We start from the raw sequence: 18927 nt of genomic DNA on the forward strand, positions 1-18927 counted from the left end.
TGCACAGAAAGGCGGACACGTTGAAATCCGTTCTTGTCGTTTGCATCGGCAACATCTGCCGAAGCCCGATGGCGCATGTCCTGCTCGCCGATGCGTTGCCAGAGATCACCGTGTCGTCGGCCGGCACGGGTGCGTTGATAGGCCACCCCGCGGACTCCATCGCCCAGCAATTGATGGCCGCGCGCGGCCTCGACCTGAGTGCCCACCGCGCGAGGCAGATCACCCAGCCGATGTGCGTCCAGGCCGACCTGATCCTCACCATGGACGAGGGGCAGCGTCGCCACATCGAAAACAGCTACCCGCTCACGCGCGGCCGGGTCTTTCGCCTTGCCGAAACCGCCAAGCTGAATATCCCTGACCCCTACCGCATGGGCCAGGAAGCCTTCGAGCACGCACTTCAACTCATTGACGCCGGCGTCAAGACATGGGCCGAACGCATTCGGCAATTCAAATGAACACTCCTGCTGCCACTACTTCCAACGCGGCGCGGGCCGGCCAGCCTGCTGCGTCCTCCGCTGCAAAGACGAACGATGACGAGATCAACCTCTCGGAATATTTCGACATCCTGATCGACCACAAGTGGCGTATTCAACAAGTGACCAGGATCACCTTTTCAGAGCTATCTAACGTGTCTTACCTTTTGCTACCCATCTTTTGTCGAAAATGTGAATGCGTGCCCATTTTTTTCTTGCGACCGGGGAACGCAGATCAGCGATCAGCAGGCGGTCAGGTGTGACATATCCAATGCTCAAAAAGACCCTTCGGGAGGGCATTTGTTGTTTACATCCATGTACACCTTCGCAATCGACACCGGAATCTTCGTAGCTGGCGCCTTTCTGGGTGTCCTGGTCATGTGCCTGCTCCAGGTTTCGCGGTCTGACGACTGACGCCGTCACCCTCGCAGCACCGGTTCACTGTTGTTTCTGCGCGTCAGGGCAGAAAGCCCCGCGCGACGGACGCTCAAGGGCCAGAGGGCCCCTGCCCCCACGGAAATCCGTGATGGATTTGGCACAACCACTTATTAAATACAAGCACTTGTTCGTGACAATACGTACTTGCGGCTACATTTTGTAAGTCGGAAGTGGCCATTGATTCAGCGTAACGAGCACCGGCAATCCAAACCGACTGCCGTTCTTGTTGTCGATTGCTTCTGCACACCCGCCTCTTTGCGGGTGGTACAGCCAGAAGGAATTCGCCGCGTTCCGGTGTTCTCGGCCCCTCTGTAGGGGCCGCCTTTCTAGCCATTTATCAGCTCGTTCCTGGTGGACGGGCTCCCCCGTGGGCAAGTACCGCGCGTGCAACCAAAGCACGACGGTTTGAAGCGCGTCAGTTGACTTTTGGAAACAAAAGTATCGATAATAACACTCTGAGAACTATTTAGTTACTTAGCCGAGGGCGAGTTCAAGCGCCTGTCTTTTCAACATCTCATCTAACCCGTCAGCGTCATCATGAAAAAACTCTCCCTCATCGTTGCAGCGACCCTTGCAGTCACCACCAGCGCAGTACTGGCGGCCACGGGCCCGGCCACTGCCACGTTCCAGGTTCTGATCAATGTCGCCAAGGCCTGCTCGGTTGTGGCGGGCGCCGGCTCCAAGATCGATTTCGGTACGGTCGATTCGTCGGCCACCAGCCTGAGCGGCAACAGCAACATCAGCGTGACCTGCTCCAAGACCACGCCCTACAACATTGGCCTGCTGCCCTCGAACAACAGCACCACCGGCGCCGGCGTGATGAGCCCCGCGAGCGGTTCGGACACTGTCGCCTACCAGCTTCGTTCGGTGAGCGCTACGGGCGCCGTCTGGGGCAGCACGGCCACGGCCACCGCAGTGGGCAACGGCGTGGCCGGCACCGGCACCGGCGCGGCGCAGACGATTCCCGTGTACGCCACGGTTGCCAGCGCCAACGTGACGCCTGGCGCCTACGCCGACACGGTGACGGTCCAAGTCAACTACTGATCGATTGATCGATCGATTGCCCATGCGCCGCCTGCTCCGCCATACCGCTGTTCTCGCGCTTGCCCTGGTGCAGGCGGTCGCATCGGCAAGCGGGCTGCAGGTGTCTCCGGTCACGCTGACGCTGCAGGCCACGCAAAACGCCGAAGGCCTTTGGCTCAGCAACACGGGCGACACGGTGGTGCACGCGCAGGTGCGCGTCTACCACTGGGCGCAGGAGAACGGGGCAGAAAAGCTGACGCCCTCGCGCGAACTGCTGGTCAGTCCGCCGATGGTGCAGCTGGCCGCCTCGGACCGGCAGCTGATCCGCGTGATTCGCACGGGCGTTCCGGCCGGCACGGTCGAAGGCTCGTACCGGGTCGTGATCGACGAGCTGCCGGTGGAGATGAAGGACAAGAAGGGCCTGCAGCTGGTGCTGCGCTATTCGGTGCCGATCTTCATTGCAGCCGCGGGCGCGCAGTCGTCCGAGCCGCAGCTCGCATGGTCGCTGCGCCGCGAGGAAGGCCAAACGGTGCTCGAAGTGACCAACAGCGGCGGCATGCATGCGCAGCTTGCCGATGTGGAATATGTCGATACGGTGGGCCGCCGCACGCCGGTGCATGCCGGCCTGCTGGGCTACGTTTTGCCAGGTGCGCGCATGCGCTGGCCACTGAAGACTCCCGCGGAGGCATTTGCCCTCGGCGGCATCCTGGAAACGAAGATCAATGGCAACGCGACGCAGGAAAAAATCCCGCCGCTCCCACGCGCCCGCTGAGCGCCTGCTGCCACTGCTGCTTCTTTCCGGCCTGATGTCTTTTGCCGCCCAGGCTGAGAATGCCGCAGCCGGCTCGGGCTCATCTTTGGTCGCGCCCGCGGAGGGCGAGCTGGCCGGCCCCACCGGCAGCGACCTCTACCTGGACCTGAGCCTCAACGGCAACCCGCAGGGGCTGGTGCACTTTGGCCTGCGCGGCCAGGAGCTGTGGGCCAGCGCCGCCACGCTGCGGCAGCTGGGCTTTGTGCTGCCGGCGGGCGTGTCCGACCCGGTGCGGCTCAAGAGCCTTCCGGGGTTGCAGATCAAGTACGACGCCGCCACCCAGAGCGTTGCAATCAACGCCTCCGCCGATGTGCTGCGACTGCCCACGACGGTGGTCGACACGTCGACGACCATCGTGCCCAAGGCCAGCGCTTCGCCCGGCCTGCTGCTCAACTACGACCTGTATGGCACGCAGGGCCGCGGCAACACGTCGAGCCTGAACGCGCTGACCGAGTTGCGCGCGTTCACCGGAAGCACGGTGCTCAGCAACACGATGATGTCGCGCTCGGCGCGCCTTCCGGGCGAAGGCTGGACGCACGACTCGGTGCGGCTGGACACGACGCTGAGCACCTCGTTCCCTGAAGACATGCTGACGCTTCGCGTGGGCGACACCACTACGGCCGCGCTGCCGTGGTCGCGCTCCACGCGCATCGGCGGCATCCAGCTGTCGCGCAACTTTGCGCTGCAGCCCTATCGCACGACCACGCCGCTGCCGGCCTTCCTGGGGGCGGCCGCGCTGCCTTCGCAGGTGGAGCTGTACATCAACGGCATGCGCCAGTACACGGGCCAGGTGCCGGCGGGGCCGTTTCAACTGAAGACGGTGCCGAGCATCAATGGTGCAGGCAATGCCCAGGTGGTGTTGACCGATGCCTTCGGCCGTGCGACGACGCTCGACTTTTCGTTGTACGACACGCAGCGGCTGCTGGAGGCGGGCCTGTCGGACTGGTCGGTGGACCTGGGCATGGTGCGCAAGGACTACGGCCTGCGCTCGTTCGAATACGGCAGCGATCCGGCGGCCAGCGGCACCTGGCGCTATGGCGTGAACAACAGCTTCACGATGGAAGCGCATGGCGAAGCCACCAAGGGATTGGTGAAGGCCGGCGTGGGCGGCGCCTGGCTGCTCGGCCAGAGCGGTGTGCTGGCGGGCGCGGTGGCGCGCAGCAGCTACCGCTCGGAGCAAGGCTCGCTGGCCAACCTGGGCTACAGCTGGCGCGACAACCACTTCAACTTTGCGGTCGAAGGCACGCGCACCTACGGCGAGTACGGCGACGTGGCGTCGCTGTACGGCAGCGCGCCCGCGCGCGGATCGGGCCGCGCCTCGATCGGCTACACCACGGGGAGCTTCGGCAGCTTTGGCCTGAGCTTCCTGTACCTGCGCTATCCGGCGCAGCAGCCGACGCGGCTGGCCAGCGTCTACTGGTTCAGCGCGATAGGCCGCGGCGCCTCGGTGAACGTGAGCCTCAACCAGAACCTGGACAACCGCCGCGAGCGCAGCCTGTACGTCGGCTTCACCTGGGCGCTGGACGGCAAGATCACGGCCAGCACCGGCGTGCAGCGCGACGGCGACCGCACCACCTTCTCGGCCGACGCGCAAAGCTCGATTCCGGGCGAAGGCGGCATCGGCTGGCGCGCCGGCCTGCGCCAAGGCGGCGGCCAGAACGGCGGCCAGGCCGAGGTCGACTACCTGGGCCGCTACGGCCGCGCGATGGCCGGCATCAGCGTGCTGGGCGACAGCCGCTATGCCTACGCGGGCGCCACGGGTTCGATCGCGTTCATGGGCGGCCAGCCCTTTGCGGCGCGGCGCATCGACGATGCCTTTGCGGTGGTTTCCACCGACGGCATTGCGGGCGTGCCGGTGAGGCTGGAGAACCGCGACATCGGCACCACCGACAGCCACGGCATGCTGCTGGTGGCACCGCTGCGGGCCTACCAGAACAACCAGCTGTCGATCGACCCGATGCAGTTGCCGGCGGACGTGCGGATCGAGCGCGTGAAAACGGTGGCCACGCCGAGCGACCGCGCCGGCACGCTGGTGCGCTTTGGCATCGCGCCGATCAATGCGGCGGCGCTGCTGCTGGCGGACGAGGCGGGCAAGCCGCTGCCGCTGGGCAGCCGCGTACGCGCGAACGGCGGCACCGGCGAGCCGGCGCTGGTCGGCTTTGACGGCGCGGTGTACCTGGAGTCTCTGCAGCCGCGCAACACGCTCGACGTGCAGACGCCGGGCGGGCGCTGCCGCGCGAGCTTCGACTATCGCAAGGACGGCGCGGGCATTCCGCAGATCGGACCGCTGCGCTGCATCAGGGAGGCCAGGACGCCATGAGCTTTTTGACTCGCACCTTGCGGGCGCTGCGCCTGCCCTTGTTTTGCGCGCTGCTGTGGTGGGTGGGTGCGGGGAGCGCGCAGGCGACGATCACGTGCACCGCGACGATGACGAACCTGGCCTTTGGCACGGTCGACCTGGTCGACGGGAGCACGCCGCCCTCCCCCACCGCCACACTGAACTACACCTGCACCAACAACAGCACTGTCGCCGAGATCGTCAGGGCCTGCTTCAACATCGGCGACGGCGACGAAGGCCTGACAAACTTCAATCCGCGCGTCATGAAGAACGCCGCAGGAAACAGCCTGAAGTTCCAGCTCTATCAGGGGACGAGCAACGTTGTCTGGGGTTCAAGCGGCAACGGGCAGGTGCCGAGTCCCTTCGTTGCCACGTTCACCGTTCCTCGCCGTACTTCCACCACCGTCCCTGGAAGCTTCTCGGGAAGCGCGGCCATGCGAGGGGATCTGATGGCCCTCCAGGGCACCGTGCCTCCAGGCTCCTACCAGGACAACTTCGGCAGCGTCCACACCTCGATCACGTTCTCGTCGAGCACCACCACCACGCCGGCCGCGTGCAACGGCTCGGCGGCGGACAACTTTCCGTTCGTGGTCACAGCCAACGTCTCCAAGAGCTGCCTGGTCACGGCCGATCCGCTGAACTTCGGCACCATCGACGGCCTGCCGGGCGCTGCCAATTCCGACCAGACCAGCACGATCAACGTCACCTGCACAACGCCGACCTCCTACACGGTGGCGCTGTCGCCAGGCAATGGCTCGACGATCGGCGCCGGGGTCATGTCGCCGACGGGCGGCGTGCCGGCCAACACGGACACGGTGCCCTACCGGCTCTACAGCAATGCCGCCCGCTCGGCGCCGTGGGGCAGCGTCACGGGCACCAACACCGTCGCAGGCACCGGCACGGGTACGGCCCAGGCGCTGACCGTGTATGGCAGGGTGCTTGGCAGCAGCGTCAACGTGCGGCCGGACAGCTACCGGGACACCGTGACGGTCACCGTGACCTACTGAACCCGCGCGGGGGCCAGCGGGCTGCGCCGATAAATTGCGCGACGGGCCTTAATTTTCCGGCTACTCTGCCGATAACCCAGTTTGGGGCATCGATGCGATGCCCTCCACCGAGGTTGCGACGAGAGGAGGTTCCATGCCCGGAAACATGTTGTCCCGTGCGGGTTCGACCGGCCTGCTGCTTCCACCGCGCGCGGCTCGCGCGGCGGCCGCCGTCGGCATGATGCTGCTGCTGCCGCTTCGGCTCGGTTCCGCGGAGCCGACGCATGGCGTGGGCAGCGCCACGGCGCGGTTCAACGTGACGATGATCGTCCTCCCGACCTTCAAGGTGCTCCAGGTCACGCCGGTCAAGGGCGGCCACGAATACCGCGTCTGGACCAACATGAAGTCGGTGCTCATCAAGGGCCGCGAGTACCCGTTCGACAAGATCGGCGAGACGACCTTCATGGTCGCCGGCACCACCGCCGACGGCCTCGACACCCTCGACCCCACCTGGCGCGGCGCGATCGGCGCCATGGCGGCCATCACGGCCCGCACTGCCCCGCAGGCCTCCGCTGCGGATGGCGACGGCAGCAATGCGATGCGGGTGACGGTCACTTACTGAGGGGCATCGTCCGCCCTTGCTGCCAGTGTGGCCGTGCGCGCTGTCGGCAAAAGTTGTATGATATGCATCATGCGAAACTCGAAACCCAACACCAGGGCTGCTGCCAAGGACGCCACGCACGACCGCATCGTGTCCGTGGCCGCCCGGGCCATCCGGCGCAGCGGCTACGACGGCACCGGGGTGGCGGACATCATGAAGGAGGCCGGCCTGACGCATGGCGCCTTCTATGCCCACTTTGCCTCGCGCGAAGCCATGCTGGCCGAAGCGGCCCAAAGGGCCTGCGCGGAGTCCGCTGCCGCCGCAGCCGATGTCGTGGCCAAGGTGCCCTCCGGCACGGCGCTGCCGGCCATGCTGAACGGCTATCTCTCCAAGGAGCACCTGGGCCACGTCGACATCGGCTGCCCGCTGGCCGCGCTGGGCTCCGAGACCTCGCGCCAGGCGCCCGAGGTGCGCCGCGTGACCACCCGGCACATCAAGGAAATGATCGACCTCGTCGCGCGCCAGCTGCCCGACTGGGGACAGCCGGGCGCCCACGAGCGGGCGCTCGTGACCATCTCCACCATGGTGGGCGCCCTGCTGCTGGCGCGTGCGGTCGACGAGCCGGCGCTGTCCGACAGCCTGCGCGAGGCCGCACTCAAGCACCTGACCGCCGTCGGCAGCTGAGTCCGCCCACGGACGAATGCTGCCTTTTCTTTCGCCGATAAATATGATGGCCATCATGCCAAATACTCAACACAAGAACAGGAACGCACCATAAAAGCCTTTGTCCTGGAGCGCTACGGCAAGAAGCGCGCGCTGCGGCCGGCAGAAATGCCCACCCCGGAGCTGCGCGACGACGAGGTGCTGGTCGAGGTCCACGCCGCCGGCGTGAACCTGCTGGATTCCAAGATCAGGGACGGCGAGTTCAAGCTCATCCTGCCCTACCGGCTGCCTCTGGTGCTGGGGCACGACGTGGCGGGTGTCGTCATCAAGGCGGGGCCGCAGGTGCGCGGCTTCAAGGTGGGCGACGAGGTCTATGCGCGGGTCGACGACTTCCGGATCGGCACCTTCGCGGAGTTCGTGCCGGTCAAGGAGGCATCGCTCGCCCTCAAGCCCCGCGGCCTCACGATGGAAGAAGCCGCGTCGATCCCGCTGGTGGGCTTGACGGCATGGCAGGCACTGGTCGAGAAGGCCGGGCTGAAGAAGGGACAGAAGGTCTTCGTCCAGGCAGGCTCCGGCGGCGTGGGCACCTTTGCCATCCAGCTGGCCAGGCAGCTGGGCGCAACGGTTGCCACGACGACCAGCGCGCCCAATGCCGCACTCGTGAAGAGCCTGGGCGCCGACGTGGTCATCGACTACAGGACGCAGGACTTCGAGGATGTGCTGAGCGACTGCGACGTGGTCCTGAACAGCCAAGACGGCAAGACGCTCGAGAAATCGCTGCGCGTGCTCAAGCGCGGCGGCAAGCTCGTCTCCATCTCCGGACCGCCCGATCCTGAATTCGGCAAGCAGATCGCGGCGCCGGGCTTCGTGAAGCTGGTCATGCGGCTGCTGAGCTCGGGCGCCAGGCGAAAGGCCAAAGCCCTGGGCGTGGGCTACTCGTTCCTCTTCATGAGGGCGGACGGGAGCCAGCTGCAGCAGATCACGCGGCTCATCGAGGCCGGCGACATCCGCCCGGTGATCGACCGGGTCTTTCCATTCGAATCGACCAACGAAGCCCTGGCCTACGTGGAGGCCGGCCGCGCAAAGGGCAAGGTCGTCATCAAGGTCAAGTGAGTTCCCGTTCCCCGTTCCCCGTTCCCCGTTCCCCCACCCTACCTACGTACCTTTGGAGTTCCCCATGAAGATCGAAAATTCCGTTGTCCTTGTCACGGGTGCCAATCGCGGCATCGGCCTGGCATTCGCGCGCGAGCTGCTCGAGCGCGGCGCCCGCAAGGTCTACGCCGGAGCACGCGACCCCGCGTCCGTCACGCAAGCCGGTGTGCAGCCCCTGCGGCTCGACGTCAACCAGCCGGGCGACGTGGCGGCCGCCGCGGAGCTGGCGTCGGATGTGACGCTGGTGATCAACAACGCCGGCATCGCCCAGCCCGGAGGCTTTCTTGCGCCGGACAGCGAAGAGGTCGCGCGCCGCATCTTCGAGACCAACTTCTTCTCCGTGCTGCGCATGAGCAAGGCCTTCGCGCCCATCCTCAAGGCCAACGGCGGCGGCGCGCTGCTCAATGTGCTGTCGGTCGCCTCCTGGGTGAACGGCGGCGAGCTGGCTGCCTATTCGGCCAGCAAGTCCGCAGCCTGGTCGCTCACCAACTCGCTGCGCAACGAACTGGCGGCGCAGAAGACGCAAGTGCTCGGGCTGCACATGGGCTACGTCGACACCGACCTCACGCGCGGATTCGATGCCCCGAAGTCCAGCCCCGAGGACATCGTCAAGCGCGCGCTCGACGGCCTCGAGTCGGGCCTGGACGAGGTGCTGGCCGATGAGATCACGCAGCACGTCAAGCACGGCTTGACCGCGGCAAGGCCGAGCTACCTGCCCCAGGCCGCCTGAGGCCGGCGCACCGACCGCATCCATCCAAGGAACACCATGATCTTCGAGCAGAAGCCGAAAGTCACCTGGAAAGACGTTCCCACGCGGACGATCGCCGCCGGTGGCGTGGCGTTCGCCTACCGGGAACTGGGCACCGAGAACGCGGGCGTCCCGGTCGTGTTCCTCATCCACCTGGCGGCCGTGCTGGACAACTGGGATCCGCGGGTCGTGGACGGATTCGCGGCAACGCGCCGCGTGATCGCGTTCGACAACCGCGGCGTGGGCGCGTCGAGCGGAGCCCCGGCGGCGTCGATGGAGGAGATGGCCAGGGACGCAATCACCTTCATCAAGGCCATGGGCCTTGGCCAGGTCGACCTCTTCGGCTTCTCGATGGGCGGCATGATCGCCCAGGAGATCGTGCAGATGGAGCCGCAGCTCGTGCGCAGGATGATCATCACGGGAACGGGCCCCGCGGGCGGCGAAGGCATCAGCCGGGTGGCCCGCGTGACCTACATCGACATGATCCGCGGCTGGCTCACCTTCCAGGACCCGAAGCAGTTCCTGTTCTTCACCAGGACGCCCGCGGGAATCCGCGCGGGGAAAGAGTTTCTGCAGCGCCTGAAGGAGCGCTCCGAGAACCGCGACAAGGCCATCACCGTGGCCGCCCTGCAGGCCCAGCTGAAGGCATTGCGGCGTTGGGGCGCAAAGAAGCCCGCGGACCTGTCGAGGGTGCGGCACCCCGTGCTCGTGGCGAATGGCGACAGCGACCGCATGGTCCCGAGCAAGAACACGCGCGACCTGGCGCAGCGCCTTCCGAACAGCGAACTCATCGTCTATCCCGATTCCGGACACGGCGCGGTGTTCCAGTTCCATGCCGACTTCGTGCCGAGGGCGCTCGCGTTTCTTGCGCGCTGAACGGCCTCATCTTTGACGCTGTTCTCACGCATCTAGAACGTGTGCCTCATGCCGAAGTCGTAGCCCGTTGCTGCACGCCCAGTGCCTGTAGCGGCCCGGCAACAAGGCTTTCGAGCAAATTCCGAATTACACCTTTTGTGTGATTTAGTTAATAAAAAGCAAACTCAAGTTAACAGTTGTCAGCTTCTGCGAAGCGCCTGTTACATAAGCTCGCGCGCTCACGCTTGGCGCTCTGGCACGGCGGGTTGACCGGCCTTGCCGCCCCTTCCCGATCCTGGCTGGGACGGCGCCGCTCCACCGCGGCGGCGGAACCAACCAGGAACATCATGAACAGAGTTTTTCGCATTGTCTGGAACGATGCCCTCGCGGCATGGACGGTCGCGTCGGAACTGAGCCGCGGCCATTCGAAAGCGCGCGCCGCCACCGGCGTCGCCACTGCGGCAGTGGCCGTCGCCCTGGCCGCCGCGGCCATGCCCGCCGCGGCGAACTGCGTGGCTGCGGGCGCGGCCATCACCTGCGCCGCGGCAGGCGGAACCCAGAGCGCGACCGTCGGGAGCGGGCCGGCCACGGCGGACAACACCTCGGTGGATGTCCAGTCGGGTGCGCTGGTCGATTCGGCCAACGCTTCCGCGATCAGCCTGGGCAACAACGCCGTCATCACGGTACGTGGCGGTGCTACGGTCCAGAACAGTTCCACCGGCGGAAACAGTCCGTACCCCGGCGGCATCGGCGCCAACACGATCGAGTTCAACAGCAACAGCACCCTCACCATCGAGCAGAACGCCAACGTCTTCGCCGATGGAAGCGCCGGCAATTCGGAGGCCGTCAATCCCGTGGGCAGCGGCAACACGATCATCAATCACGGAACCGTGCGATCGACCCATGCGGCCATCTGGTTCCAGGCGAACTCCGGCAACAACACCATCGTCAACACCGGCACGATGGAAGCGGGCTATGCGGACGGCAAAAGCAACCCCGGCATTGCGCCAGTGTTCGGCGCCAACGGCACCTCGGCCGTCGACTTCACCAACAAGGGCCGCGTCATCGGCTCGCTCCTCTTCGCGAGCGGAAACGACGCGTTGCACGCCTATACCGGGTCCTCCATCACCGGCAACATCAGTGGCGGCGGCGGTGCCAACCTTCTCACGCTCGAAAGCGACGACGGCGCCGCGGCCACCTTTGCACCCCTCTCCCTCTCCGGATTCCAGACACTGCAGAGCAATGCCGGCGTCTGGACCTTCAATGTCGCGCTGCCTTCTTCGGGCATCACCAGCGCGACTGTCAATGGCGGCACGCTGATTCTGGGCGCCAATGCCAGCGCCTATACGGGCAGCATGACGGTCAATTCGGGGGGCGTGCTGCAGAGCAGCGCGCAGTTCGCGCCGGCAGCGATCACCGACAACGGGCTCGTGCGCTTCGCCCAGCCCGACAACGCAACCTATGCCGGCCTGGTGAGCGGCACGGGCGGCATCGAAAAGACCGGTGCGGGCGTGCTCACGCTAACTGGGAACCAAGCCTTCACCGGCCTCACTACCGTGACCGCCGGAACGCTGCAGCTCGGCAACGGCGGCACCACAGGCTCGGTGCAAGGCAACATCGTCGACAACGCGACGCTGGCCGTCAATCGCTCGAACGCGCTGACATTGCCCGGTACCATCAGCGGAACTGGCGCACTCGTGCAGGCCGGCGTCGGCACCACGATCCTCACCGCCGACAACAGCTACACCGGCGGCACCACCATCAGCGCGGGCACACTGCAGCTCGGCAATGGCGGCACCACGGGCAGCGTTCTGGGCGACGTTGTGAACAATGCGACGCTGGCCATCAACCGCTCGAACGCGCTCACGCTGTCGGGCACGATCAGCGGCACCGGCTCGCTCGTGAAAGAAGGCGCCGGCACCACGACGCTCACCGCTGCCAACAGCTACGGCGGCGGCACCGCGCTCAAGCAGGGCCGGCTGAACGTCGGCGACAGCCTGGCGCTGGGCACCGGCGCGCTGGCGATGGACGACGGCACCACGCTCGGCTTCGTTGCCGACGGCCTGAACCTCGCCAACGCCATCGTGCTGACCGGCGCCAACGATCCGATCATCGACACCGGCGCGTTTAGCGAAACACTCAGCGGCAACATCAGCGGCGGCGGCTTCGTCACCAAGCTGGGCAGCGGCACCCTCACGCTCTCGGGCGTCAACAGCTATACCGGCGCCACCGACGTGGCCGAAGGCACCCTGAAGGCCGGCGCCACCGGCACCTTCAGCGCCGCCTCGGCACACACCGTGCGAAGCGGCGCCACGCTCGACCTCGCAGGCTTCAGCCAGACGGTCGCCTCGCTCGCCAACAGCGGCACGGTCTCGACGGTGGGCAGCGCTCCGGGCACCACCCTCACCGTCAACGGCGCCTATGTCGGCAACAACGGCGTGCTGCGGCTCGGCACGTTTCTGGGCGACAGCACCAGCGTGAGCGACCGGCTGGTGCTCGACGGCGCGAGCGCCTCGGCCAGCGGCCGCACCAGCGTGCAGATCACACAGCTGGGCGGCCTGGGCGCACTGACCACCGGCAACGGCATCGAGGTGGTCTCGGCGCTCAACGGCGCCACCACCACGGCGCAGAACACCCGGGACGCGTTCACGCTCGCGGGCGGCCACGTCGATGCGGGCGCCTACGAGTACCGCCTGCAGGCGGCCGACGCCAGCGGCGCCGGCGAGAACTGGTACCTGCGCTCGACGACCACGGTGACCACACCTGTCACCCCGACGACGCCCACGACTGGCGCAGGCGGATCGACGGGCGGCGCCACAGGCGGCACGGCCACGATCGCCGTGCAAGTGCCCACCTACCGCGCCGAAGTCCCGTTGCTCGCGGCACTGCCCAGCCAGTTGCGCCAGATGGACCTGGCGATGATCGGCAACCTGCACCAGCGCATCGGCGACGACGACGTCAAGGCCGGCGCTGCCGCGTCGAGCGGCACCGAGCGCCGCGCATGGGGCCGCGTGATCGCCACCGACATCGACGTTCGCCAGCAAGGCACCGTCAGCCCGCACAGCAAGGGCGACGTCAGGGGCTTCCAGGCCGGCACCGACCTGTTCGCCAGCTCGAACTGGCGCGCCGGCGTGTACGTCGGCCAGCTCGACGGCAGCGTCAAGGTCAGCGGCTTTGCGAGCGGTATTGCCAACCTGGCCGTCGGCTCCAACGACCTGCGCAGCCAGTACCTGGGCGCCTACGGCACCTGGACCGCCGATTCGGGCTTCTATGCCGATGCCGTGCTGCAGGCCGGGCGGCATCGCTACACCGTCGAGCCGTTGTCGGCCTCCCGCAACGCGGGCAAGGGCGACAGCCTGATGGCGTCGATCGAAGTGGGCCAGGCCTTCGCACTCGGCGAGAGCGGCTGGAAGATCGAGCCGCAGCTGCAGCTGATCCACCAGCATCTGGGCCTGGACAATATCGCGATCTCCGGTGCGAATGTGCGGCAGGACAGCGACGACGGCTGGATTGCGCGCGTCGGCGTGCGCGTGAAGGGCGAGATGGCCACCGGCCTCGGCACGCTGCAGCCTTACGGCCGCTTCAACATCTACAAGGCGAGCGGCGGTGCCGACGTGGCCCGTTTCATCTCACCCGCCGCCACGACCGACATCACGAGCCGCACCGGTTCTACCGTGAGCGAACTGGCCGGCGGCCTGACCTTGGCGCTGAGCCAGACAACCAGCATTTATGGCGAAGTCGGAAAGCTGTGGGCCTCGGGCGGCGACGCGAAGGTGAAAAGCGCAGTGCAAGGCTCGCTGGGCTGCGCATGAAGTGGTGAGCCCGTCGCTCCATCGACATTCTTGATGCGCCTTCGCGGACGAACCTCCCGGTGCCTGGGCCGAAGTGAACTGTTGCCGGTTTCATCTTTCAGGTTCTGCGGGGGCCATCATTCAATCACTCAGGGCATCCAGTGCCGACTTTGGCAAGACAAAGCGGATCGAGTCCGCTGTCGGTCTGCACTCGAGCGTCGTGTTCAAGAAGACCCAGGAGTCTTTTTTTTCAACAGCGTATGGGCAGAGGCAATCGAGATCGCTTGAGCTGCGTGGTCTTGCTGAATGAAAGGGCCGCCCACCGCTGAAGCATCACGGTGCGCTACTTGAGGTATGTGTGCGGTTGCATGCCTCCGGACACGATTCGCCCAGTTCTCCAATGAAAAAGGGCGTCCGGTGGATGAAACCGGACGCCCTTGGACGTTTTATTGGTCGGTGTGAAAGGATTCGAACCTTCGACCCCTTGCACCCCATGCAAGTGCGCTACCAGGCTGCGCCACACACCGAAGCCTGCGATTATAGCCGGCTCAAATCACCGTCCGATGGTCAGCAGCTCACGAATTTCAAAAAGCTCGCGCCGCAGGTGCCGCAACTGCGACGGATCGACGGTGCGAGCCACTTGCGGCTCGGGGTTGCGGTTGTCGTCCTGGTGCAGAGCCGCCTCGAACTCTTCCTGGTCGATCTCGACGGCCTCCATGCCCTCGAGCGGCACCATGCCGGCCTTGCGCTTGTCGCGCTCGCCTTGCACGAGTTCCTGCAGCTTGTTGCGCGCGCCGCTGATGGTGAAGCCCTGGTCGTAGAGCAGGTCGCGGATGCGGCGGATCATGAGCACTTCGTGGTGCTGGTAGTAGCGCCGGTTGCCGCGCCGCTTCATGGGCCGAAGTTGCGTGAACTCCTGCTCCCAGTAGCGCAGCACGTGCGGCTTGACGCCACAGAGCTCGCCAACCTCACCGATGGTGAAGTAGCGTTTGACAGGAATGGGCGGGAGCGTTTTCTCCATTGAAATCAAGACCGTGCGCTGGAAACCTTAGAGATTACTCTACGCACGCGCAGGGCGCCAAGCACTTATTCGGCGCCCAGGCTCCACTCGACCTCGGAAGTGCCGCTCTGCTCGATGCTTCCGTGGATTTGTTCCTTGAGCTTGGCGCTCGCGTGGAAGGTGGCGACGCGGCGCTCGCCGATGGGAATGGCTTCGCCGGTGCGCGGGTTGCGGCCCGGCCGCGGCGCCTTCACGCGGATCTGGAAGTTGCCGAAGCCGGAGATCTTGACGTCGGTGCCCTCGATCAGGCTGTTGGCGACGAGGTCGAAGAAGGCCTCGACCATGTCCTTGGATTCGCGCTTGTTGAGGCCGATCTGCTCGAACAGCAAATCTGCCAGGTGCGCCTTGGTGAGTGCGGGCGTTTCAAGGGCTTCGAGCGTGAATTCCGCAGCGTTCATTCTCATCAACCCCTCAGGCGTGCGCCGAGGCTGGCGCTCAATTGTTCGACGATGGCGCGCACGGCCGGTTCCACCTGCTCGTCGGTGAGCGTGGCGCTGTCGTCCTGGAAGCTCAGGCGAACCGCCATGCTTTTTTCCCCTTGCGCCAGGCCGACCGATGCCGGCACCGCACCGTCGCGCGCAGGTTGCGGACGATAGATGTCGAACAGCGTGGTGTCGCGCAGCAGCCCTCGCGCCGCTGCCACCGATTGAATGGCCTGCATCAACGCATTGTGCGTGACGGCTTCGGCCACCACCACCGCAATATCGCGCTCCACGGCCTGATGCCTGGGCACCGGCTGCGCCACGGGCACGGGGCGCGCGGTGACGGCGTCGAGGTCGAGTTCGAACAGCACCGGCGCCAGGGCGAAGTCCCACTTCTGGCGCCAGCGCGGATGCAGCTCGCCGATGAAGCCGATGGCCTTGCCGTCGACCAGCACGCGGGCCGAGCGGCCGGGGTGCAGCGCCGGATGCTCGGCCGGCTCGAAGCTCGGCACCCGCGGTGCGAGCAGCGCTTCGACATCGCCCTTGGCATCGTAGAAATCGACGCGCTGCGCCTTGCCGTCCCAGCGCGCTTCTTCCGCATCGCCCCAGGCGAGGCCGGCCACGCGCATCGGCTGGTCGACGCCGCGCACGGTGCTGTCGGTGGTGGCCACGCTGTCGTCGCGCATGAAGACGCGGCCCACTTCGAAGACGCGCACACGCGGCGCCTTGCGGTCGAGGTTGAACTTCAGCACCTGCAGCAGCGAGCCGAGCAGGGACGAGCGCATCACGCTCATCTGGCTGGCAATGGGGTTGAGGAGCTTCACCGGATGGGCATTGCCGGCCAGGTCTTGCTCCCAGTGCGCCTCGACAAAACTGAAGTTGATGGTTTCCTGGTAGCCGAGCGCCGCCAGGCTGCGGCGCACCGCGAAGCGGCTGCGCTGGGCCTCGGGCCGCACGCGCGCGGTGATGGGCGCGAGCGGCGCGTTGGTCGGCAGGTTGTTGAAGCCGATCAGGCGCGCGACCTCTTCGATCAGGTCTTCCTCGATCAGCAGGTCGAAGCGATGCGGCGGCGGCGTGACGGTCAGGGTGCCCTCGCGTTCGCGCAGCGCAAAACCGAGGCGGCGCAGCGCGTCGGCGCATTGCGCCTGCGTCAGCGGCATGCCGATGACGCGCGCAGCACGCGCCACGCGCAGCGTGACGGGCATGGCCTCGGGCACGTTCAGGATCTTGTCGTCCATGGCGCCGGCCTGGCCGCCGCAGATCTCGATGATGAGCTGCGTGATGCGCTCGATGATTTCCACCGTGCGGCTCGGATCGACGCCGCGCTCGTAGCGATGCCCGGCGTCGGTCGAGAAGTTGAAGCGGCGCGAGCGGCCCTGAACGGCTTCGGGCCACCAGAACGCGGCCTCGACGTAGATGTTGCGCGTGTCGTCGGACACCGAGGTGGCATCGCCGCCCATGATGCCCGCGAGCGATTCGACGGCCTGGTCGTCGGCAATCACGCCGACCTTTTCGTCCACGCTGATGGTGTTGCCGTTCAGCAGCTTGAGCTGTTCGCCCGCCCTGCCCCAGCGCACCGTGAGTCCGCCGTGGATCTTGTCGAGGTCGAAAATGTGGCTGGGCTGGCCGTACTCGAACATGACGTAGTTCGAGATGTCGACCAGCGGCGTCACGCTGCGCTGGCCGCAGCGCGCGAGGCGATCGACCATCCAGGCCGGCGTGGCCACCTTGGTGTTCACGCCGCGCACGATGCGGCCCGAGAAGCGGCCGCAGAGTTCGGGCGCTTCCACCTTCACCGGCAGCACGTCGGCAAACGATGCGGCCACCGGCGCGATGGAGGGCGTCTTGAGCGGCGCACCGGTCAGCGCCGCGAGCTCGCGCGCCACGCCATAGACGCTCAGGCCGTGCGCGAGGTTGGGCGTGAGCTTGAGCGTGAGCAGCGCGTCGTCGAGCTTGAGCACGTCGCGCACGTCGGCGCCAATGGGTGCGTCGGCATCGAGTTCGAGCAGGCCGCCGTGGTCTTCGCTGAGCTTCAGTTCGCGCGCCGAGCACAGCATGCCCTGGCTTTCCACGCCGCGCAGCTTGCCGAGCTTGATGAGAAAGGGCTTGCCGTCTTCACCGGGCGGCAGTTCGGCGCCGACCAGCGCGCAGGGCACCTTGATGCCGACACGCGCATTGGGCGCGCCGCACACGATGTTGAGCAAGGCGCCCTGCCCCGCATCGACCTGGCACACACGCAGGCGATCGGCGTTGGGATGCTGCACGGCTTCCTTGATCTCGCCGACCACGATGCGACTGAAGGGCGGCGCCACGGGACGGCGCTCTTCGACCTCGAAGCCGCCCATGGTGAGCGTTTCGGCCAGTTCGGCGCTGCCGAGAGGCGGATTGCAGAACTCGCGCAGCCAGGATTCCGGGAATTGCATCTCTTCGATCTCGTATTCGGTATTTGTTTCTATGGACGGGTGCTTACTGGAACTGCGAGAGAAAGCGCAAGTCGCCGTCGAAGAACAGCCGCAGATCGTTCACGCCGTAGCGCAGCATGGTGAGCCGGTCGGGGCCCATGCCAAAGGCAAAGCCGATGTAGCGCTCGGGGTCGAGCCCCATGTTGCGCACCACGTTCGGATGCACCTGGCCCGAGCCCGCAACTTCGAGCCAGCGGCCGGCCAGCGGGCCGCTCGCAAACTGGATGTCGATCTCGGCGCTGGGCTCGGTGAACGGGAAGAAGCTGGGCCGGAAGCGCAGCACGAGGTCGTCGCTCTCGAAGAAGGTGCGGCAGAAGTCGGTGAACACGACCTTCAGGTCCTTGAAGCTCACGTTCTCGCCGAGCCACAGGCCTTCGCACTGGTGGAACATGGGCGAGTGCGTGGCATCGCTGTCGACACGGTAGGTGCGGCCCGGCGCGATCACGCGGATCTCGGGCGCCTTGATGGTGCCGGTGGTGTCGGCTGCGGCAGCGGCGAATTCAGCCGCGTACTTCTTGATGTGCTGATGCGCATAGCGCACCTGCATCGGGCTGGTGTGCGGACGCAGGTTGTAGGGAATGCCGTCGTCGCCGTTCAGGTCGACATAGAAGGTGTCCTGCATCGAACGCGCAGGATGGTTCGGCGGATTGTTGAGCGAGGTGAAGCTGTGCCAGTCGCTCTCGATCTCGGGGCCGTCGGCCACGTCGAAGCCCATGCTCGAGAAGATCTCCTCGATGCGCTCCAGCGTGCGGCTCACGGGGTGCAGGCCGCCCGGAATGCGGCGGCGGCCGGGCAGGCTCACGTCGAGCGCCTCGGCGCGCAGCTGCAGCGAAAGCTCTTCGTCGGCCAGTTGCTGGCGGCGTTCGGTCAGTGCGGACTCGATGGCCTGCTTGGCCACGTTGATGGCGGCGCCGCGCGACTTCTTCTCGTCGACGCTGAGCGCGGCCATGCCCTTCATCAGCTCGGTGATGCGGCCCGACTTGCCGAGGAACTGGGCCTTGGCGTTTTCGAGCTCTGCAGGTGTCTTCGCCTGGGCAAAGGCAGCGCCTGCGGTGGCTACCAGGGAGTCCAACTCGTTCATAGCAACAAAAATTAGGCGGGGAA

16 protein-coding genes and 1 tRNA gene are annotated in these 18927 nt (G+C 66.2%); 12 read left to right on the forward strand and 5 right to left on the reverse strand.

Annotated features, from left to right (window positions below; genetic code table 11):
• The first annotated feature begins 20 nt into the window (after nt 1-20).
• The 12 genes from QFZ47_RS03760 (at nt 21) to QFZ47_RS03815 (ending at nt 13900) form a co-directional block, all read left to right on the forward strand.
• Complete coding sequence (locus QFZ47_RS03760; protein WP_307658877.1) at nt 21-455, forward strand: low molecular weight protein-tyrosine-phosphatase; 435 nt, start codon at nt 21-23, stop codon at nt 453-455.
• Nucleotides 452-736, forward strand: a complete 285-nt coding sequence (locus tag QFZ47_RS03765; protein WP_307654384.1) for a hypothetical protein — start codon at nt 452-454, stop codon at nt 734-736. The genes QFZ47_RS03760 and QFZ47_RS03765 overlap by 4 nt, the downstream gene beginning before the upstream one ends.
• Nucleotides 737-1448: 712 nt before the next feature.
• A complete protein-coding gene (locus tag QFZ47_RS03770) occupies nt 1449-1955 on the forward strand; it encodes a Csu type fimbrial protein (RefSeq protein WP_307654385.1) in 507 nt (168 codons plus the stop codon).
• 22 nt (nt 1956-1977) lie between these two features.
• The gene (locus tag QFZ47_RS03775; protein ID WP_307654386.1) at nt 1978-2706 is read left to right on the forward strand and encodes a fimbrial biogenesis chaperone; all 729 of its coding nucleotides are present in this window, start codon (nt 1978-1980) and stop codon (nt 2704-2706) included.
• 34 nt (nt 2707-2740) lie between these two features.
• Nucleotides 2741-5065, forward strand: a complete 2325-nt coding sequence (locus QFZ47_RS03780) for a fimbria/pilus outer membrane usher protein (RefSeq protein WP_307654387.1) — start codon at nt 2741-2743, stop codon at nt 5063-5065.
• Nucleotides 5062-6090, forward strand: a complete 1029-nt coding sequence (locus tag QFZ47_RS03785) for a Csu type fimbrial protein (protein ID WP_307654388.1) — start codon at nt 5062-5064, stop codon at nt 6088-6090. The genes QFZ47_RS03780 and QFZ47_RS03785 overlap by 4 nt, the downstream gene beginning before the upstream one ends.
• A 133-nt stretch (nt 6091-6223) precedes the next feature.
• Nucleotides 6224-6691: a hypothetical protein gene (locus QFZ47_RS03790; protein WP_307654389.1), complete on the forward strand. Its 468-nt coding sequence runs from the start codon at nt 6224-6226 to the stop codon at nt 6689-6691.
• A gap of 57 nt (nt 6692-6748) precedes the next feature.
• Nucleotides 6749-7354, forward strand: coding sequence for a TetR/AcrR family transcriptional regulator (locus QFZ47_RS03795; RefSeq protein ID WP_307654390.1), 606 nt, complete (start codon nt 6749-6751; stop codon nt 7352-7354).
• A 90-nt stretch (nt 7355-7444) separates the two neighbouring features.
• The gene (locus QFZ47_RS03800) at nt 7445-8446 is read left to right on the forward strand and encodes an NADP-dependent oxidoreductase (RefSeq protein ID WP_307658878.1); all 1002 of its coding nucleotides are present in this window, start codon (nt 7445-7447) and stop codon (nt 8444-8446) included.
• Between the two features lie 64 nt (nt 8447-8510).
• Nucleotides 8511-9215: an SDR family oxidoreductase gene (locus QFZ47_RS03805; RefSeq protein WP_307654391.1), complete on the forward strand. Its 705-nt coding sequence runs from the start codon at nt 8511-8513 to the stop codon at nt 9213-9215.
• Nucleotides 9216-9251: 36 nt separating this feature from the next.
• Nucleotides 9252-10109 carry an alpha/beta fold hydrolase gene (locus tag QFZ47_RS03810; protein ID WP_307654392.1) on the forward strand — a complete coding sequence of 286 codons (858 nt, stop codon included), beginning with the start codon at nt 9252-9254 and terminating at the stop codon, nt 10107-10109.
• Between the two features lie 326 nt (nt 10110-10435).
• The gene (locus QFZ47_RS03815) at nt 10436-13900 is read left to right on the forward strand and encodes an autotransporter outer membrane beta-barrel domain-containing protein (RefSeq protein WP_307654393.1); all 3465 of its coding nucleotides are present in this window, start codon (nt 10436-10438) and stop codon (nt 13898-13900) included.
• Nucleotides 13901-14329: 429 nt separating this feature from the next.
• Here QFZ47_RS03815 and QFZ47_RS03820 read toward each other — a convergent pair.
• The 5 genes from QFZ47_RS03820 to pheS form a co-directional block, all read right to left on the reverse strand.
• Nucleotides 14330-14406 (reverse strand) — tRNA-Pro (locus QFZ47_RS03820).
• A 26-nt stretch (nt 14407-14432) separates the two neighbouring features.
• The gene (locus QFZ47_RS03825; protein WP_307654394.1) at nt 14433-14900 is read right to left on the reverse strand and encodes a MerR family transcriptional regulator; all 468 of its coding nucleotides are present in this window, start codon (nt 14898-14900) and stop codon (nt 14433-14435) included.
• A gap of 65 nt (nt 14901-14965) precedes the next feature.
• Complete coding sequence (locus QFZ47_RS03830) at nt 14966-15337, reverse strand: integration host factor subunit alpha (RefSeq protein WP_307654395.1); 372 nt, start codon at nt 15335-15337, stop codon at nt 14966-14968.
• Nucleotides 15338-15342: 5 nt separating this feature from the next.
• On the reverse strand, nt 15343-17784 hold the full coding sequence (gene pheT / locus QFZ47_RS03835) for a phenylalanine--tRNA ligase subunit beta (protein WP_307654396.1): 2442 nt from the start codon (nt 17782-17784) through the stop codon (nt 15343-15345).
• Between the two features lie 43 nt (nt 17785-17827).
• Complete coding sequence (pheS, locus tag QFZ47_RS03840) at nt 17828-18904, reverse strand: phenylalanine--tRNA ligase subunit alpha (protein WP_307654397.1); 1077 nt, start codon at nt 18902-18904, stop codon at nt 17828-17830.
• Between the last annotated feature and the right edge of the window lie 23 nt (nt 18905-18927).

Source organism: Variovorax paradoxus (assembly GCF_030815975.1).
GTDB classification, from domain to species: Bacteria; Pseudomonadota; Gammaproteobacteria; order Burkholderiales; family Burkholderiaceae_C; genus Variovorax; species Variovorax paradoxus_N.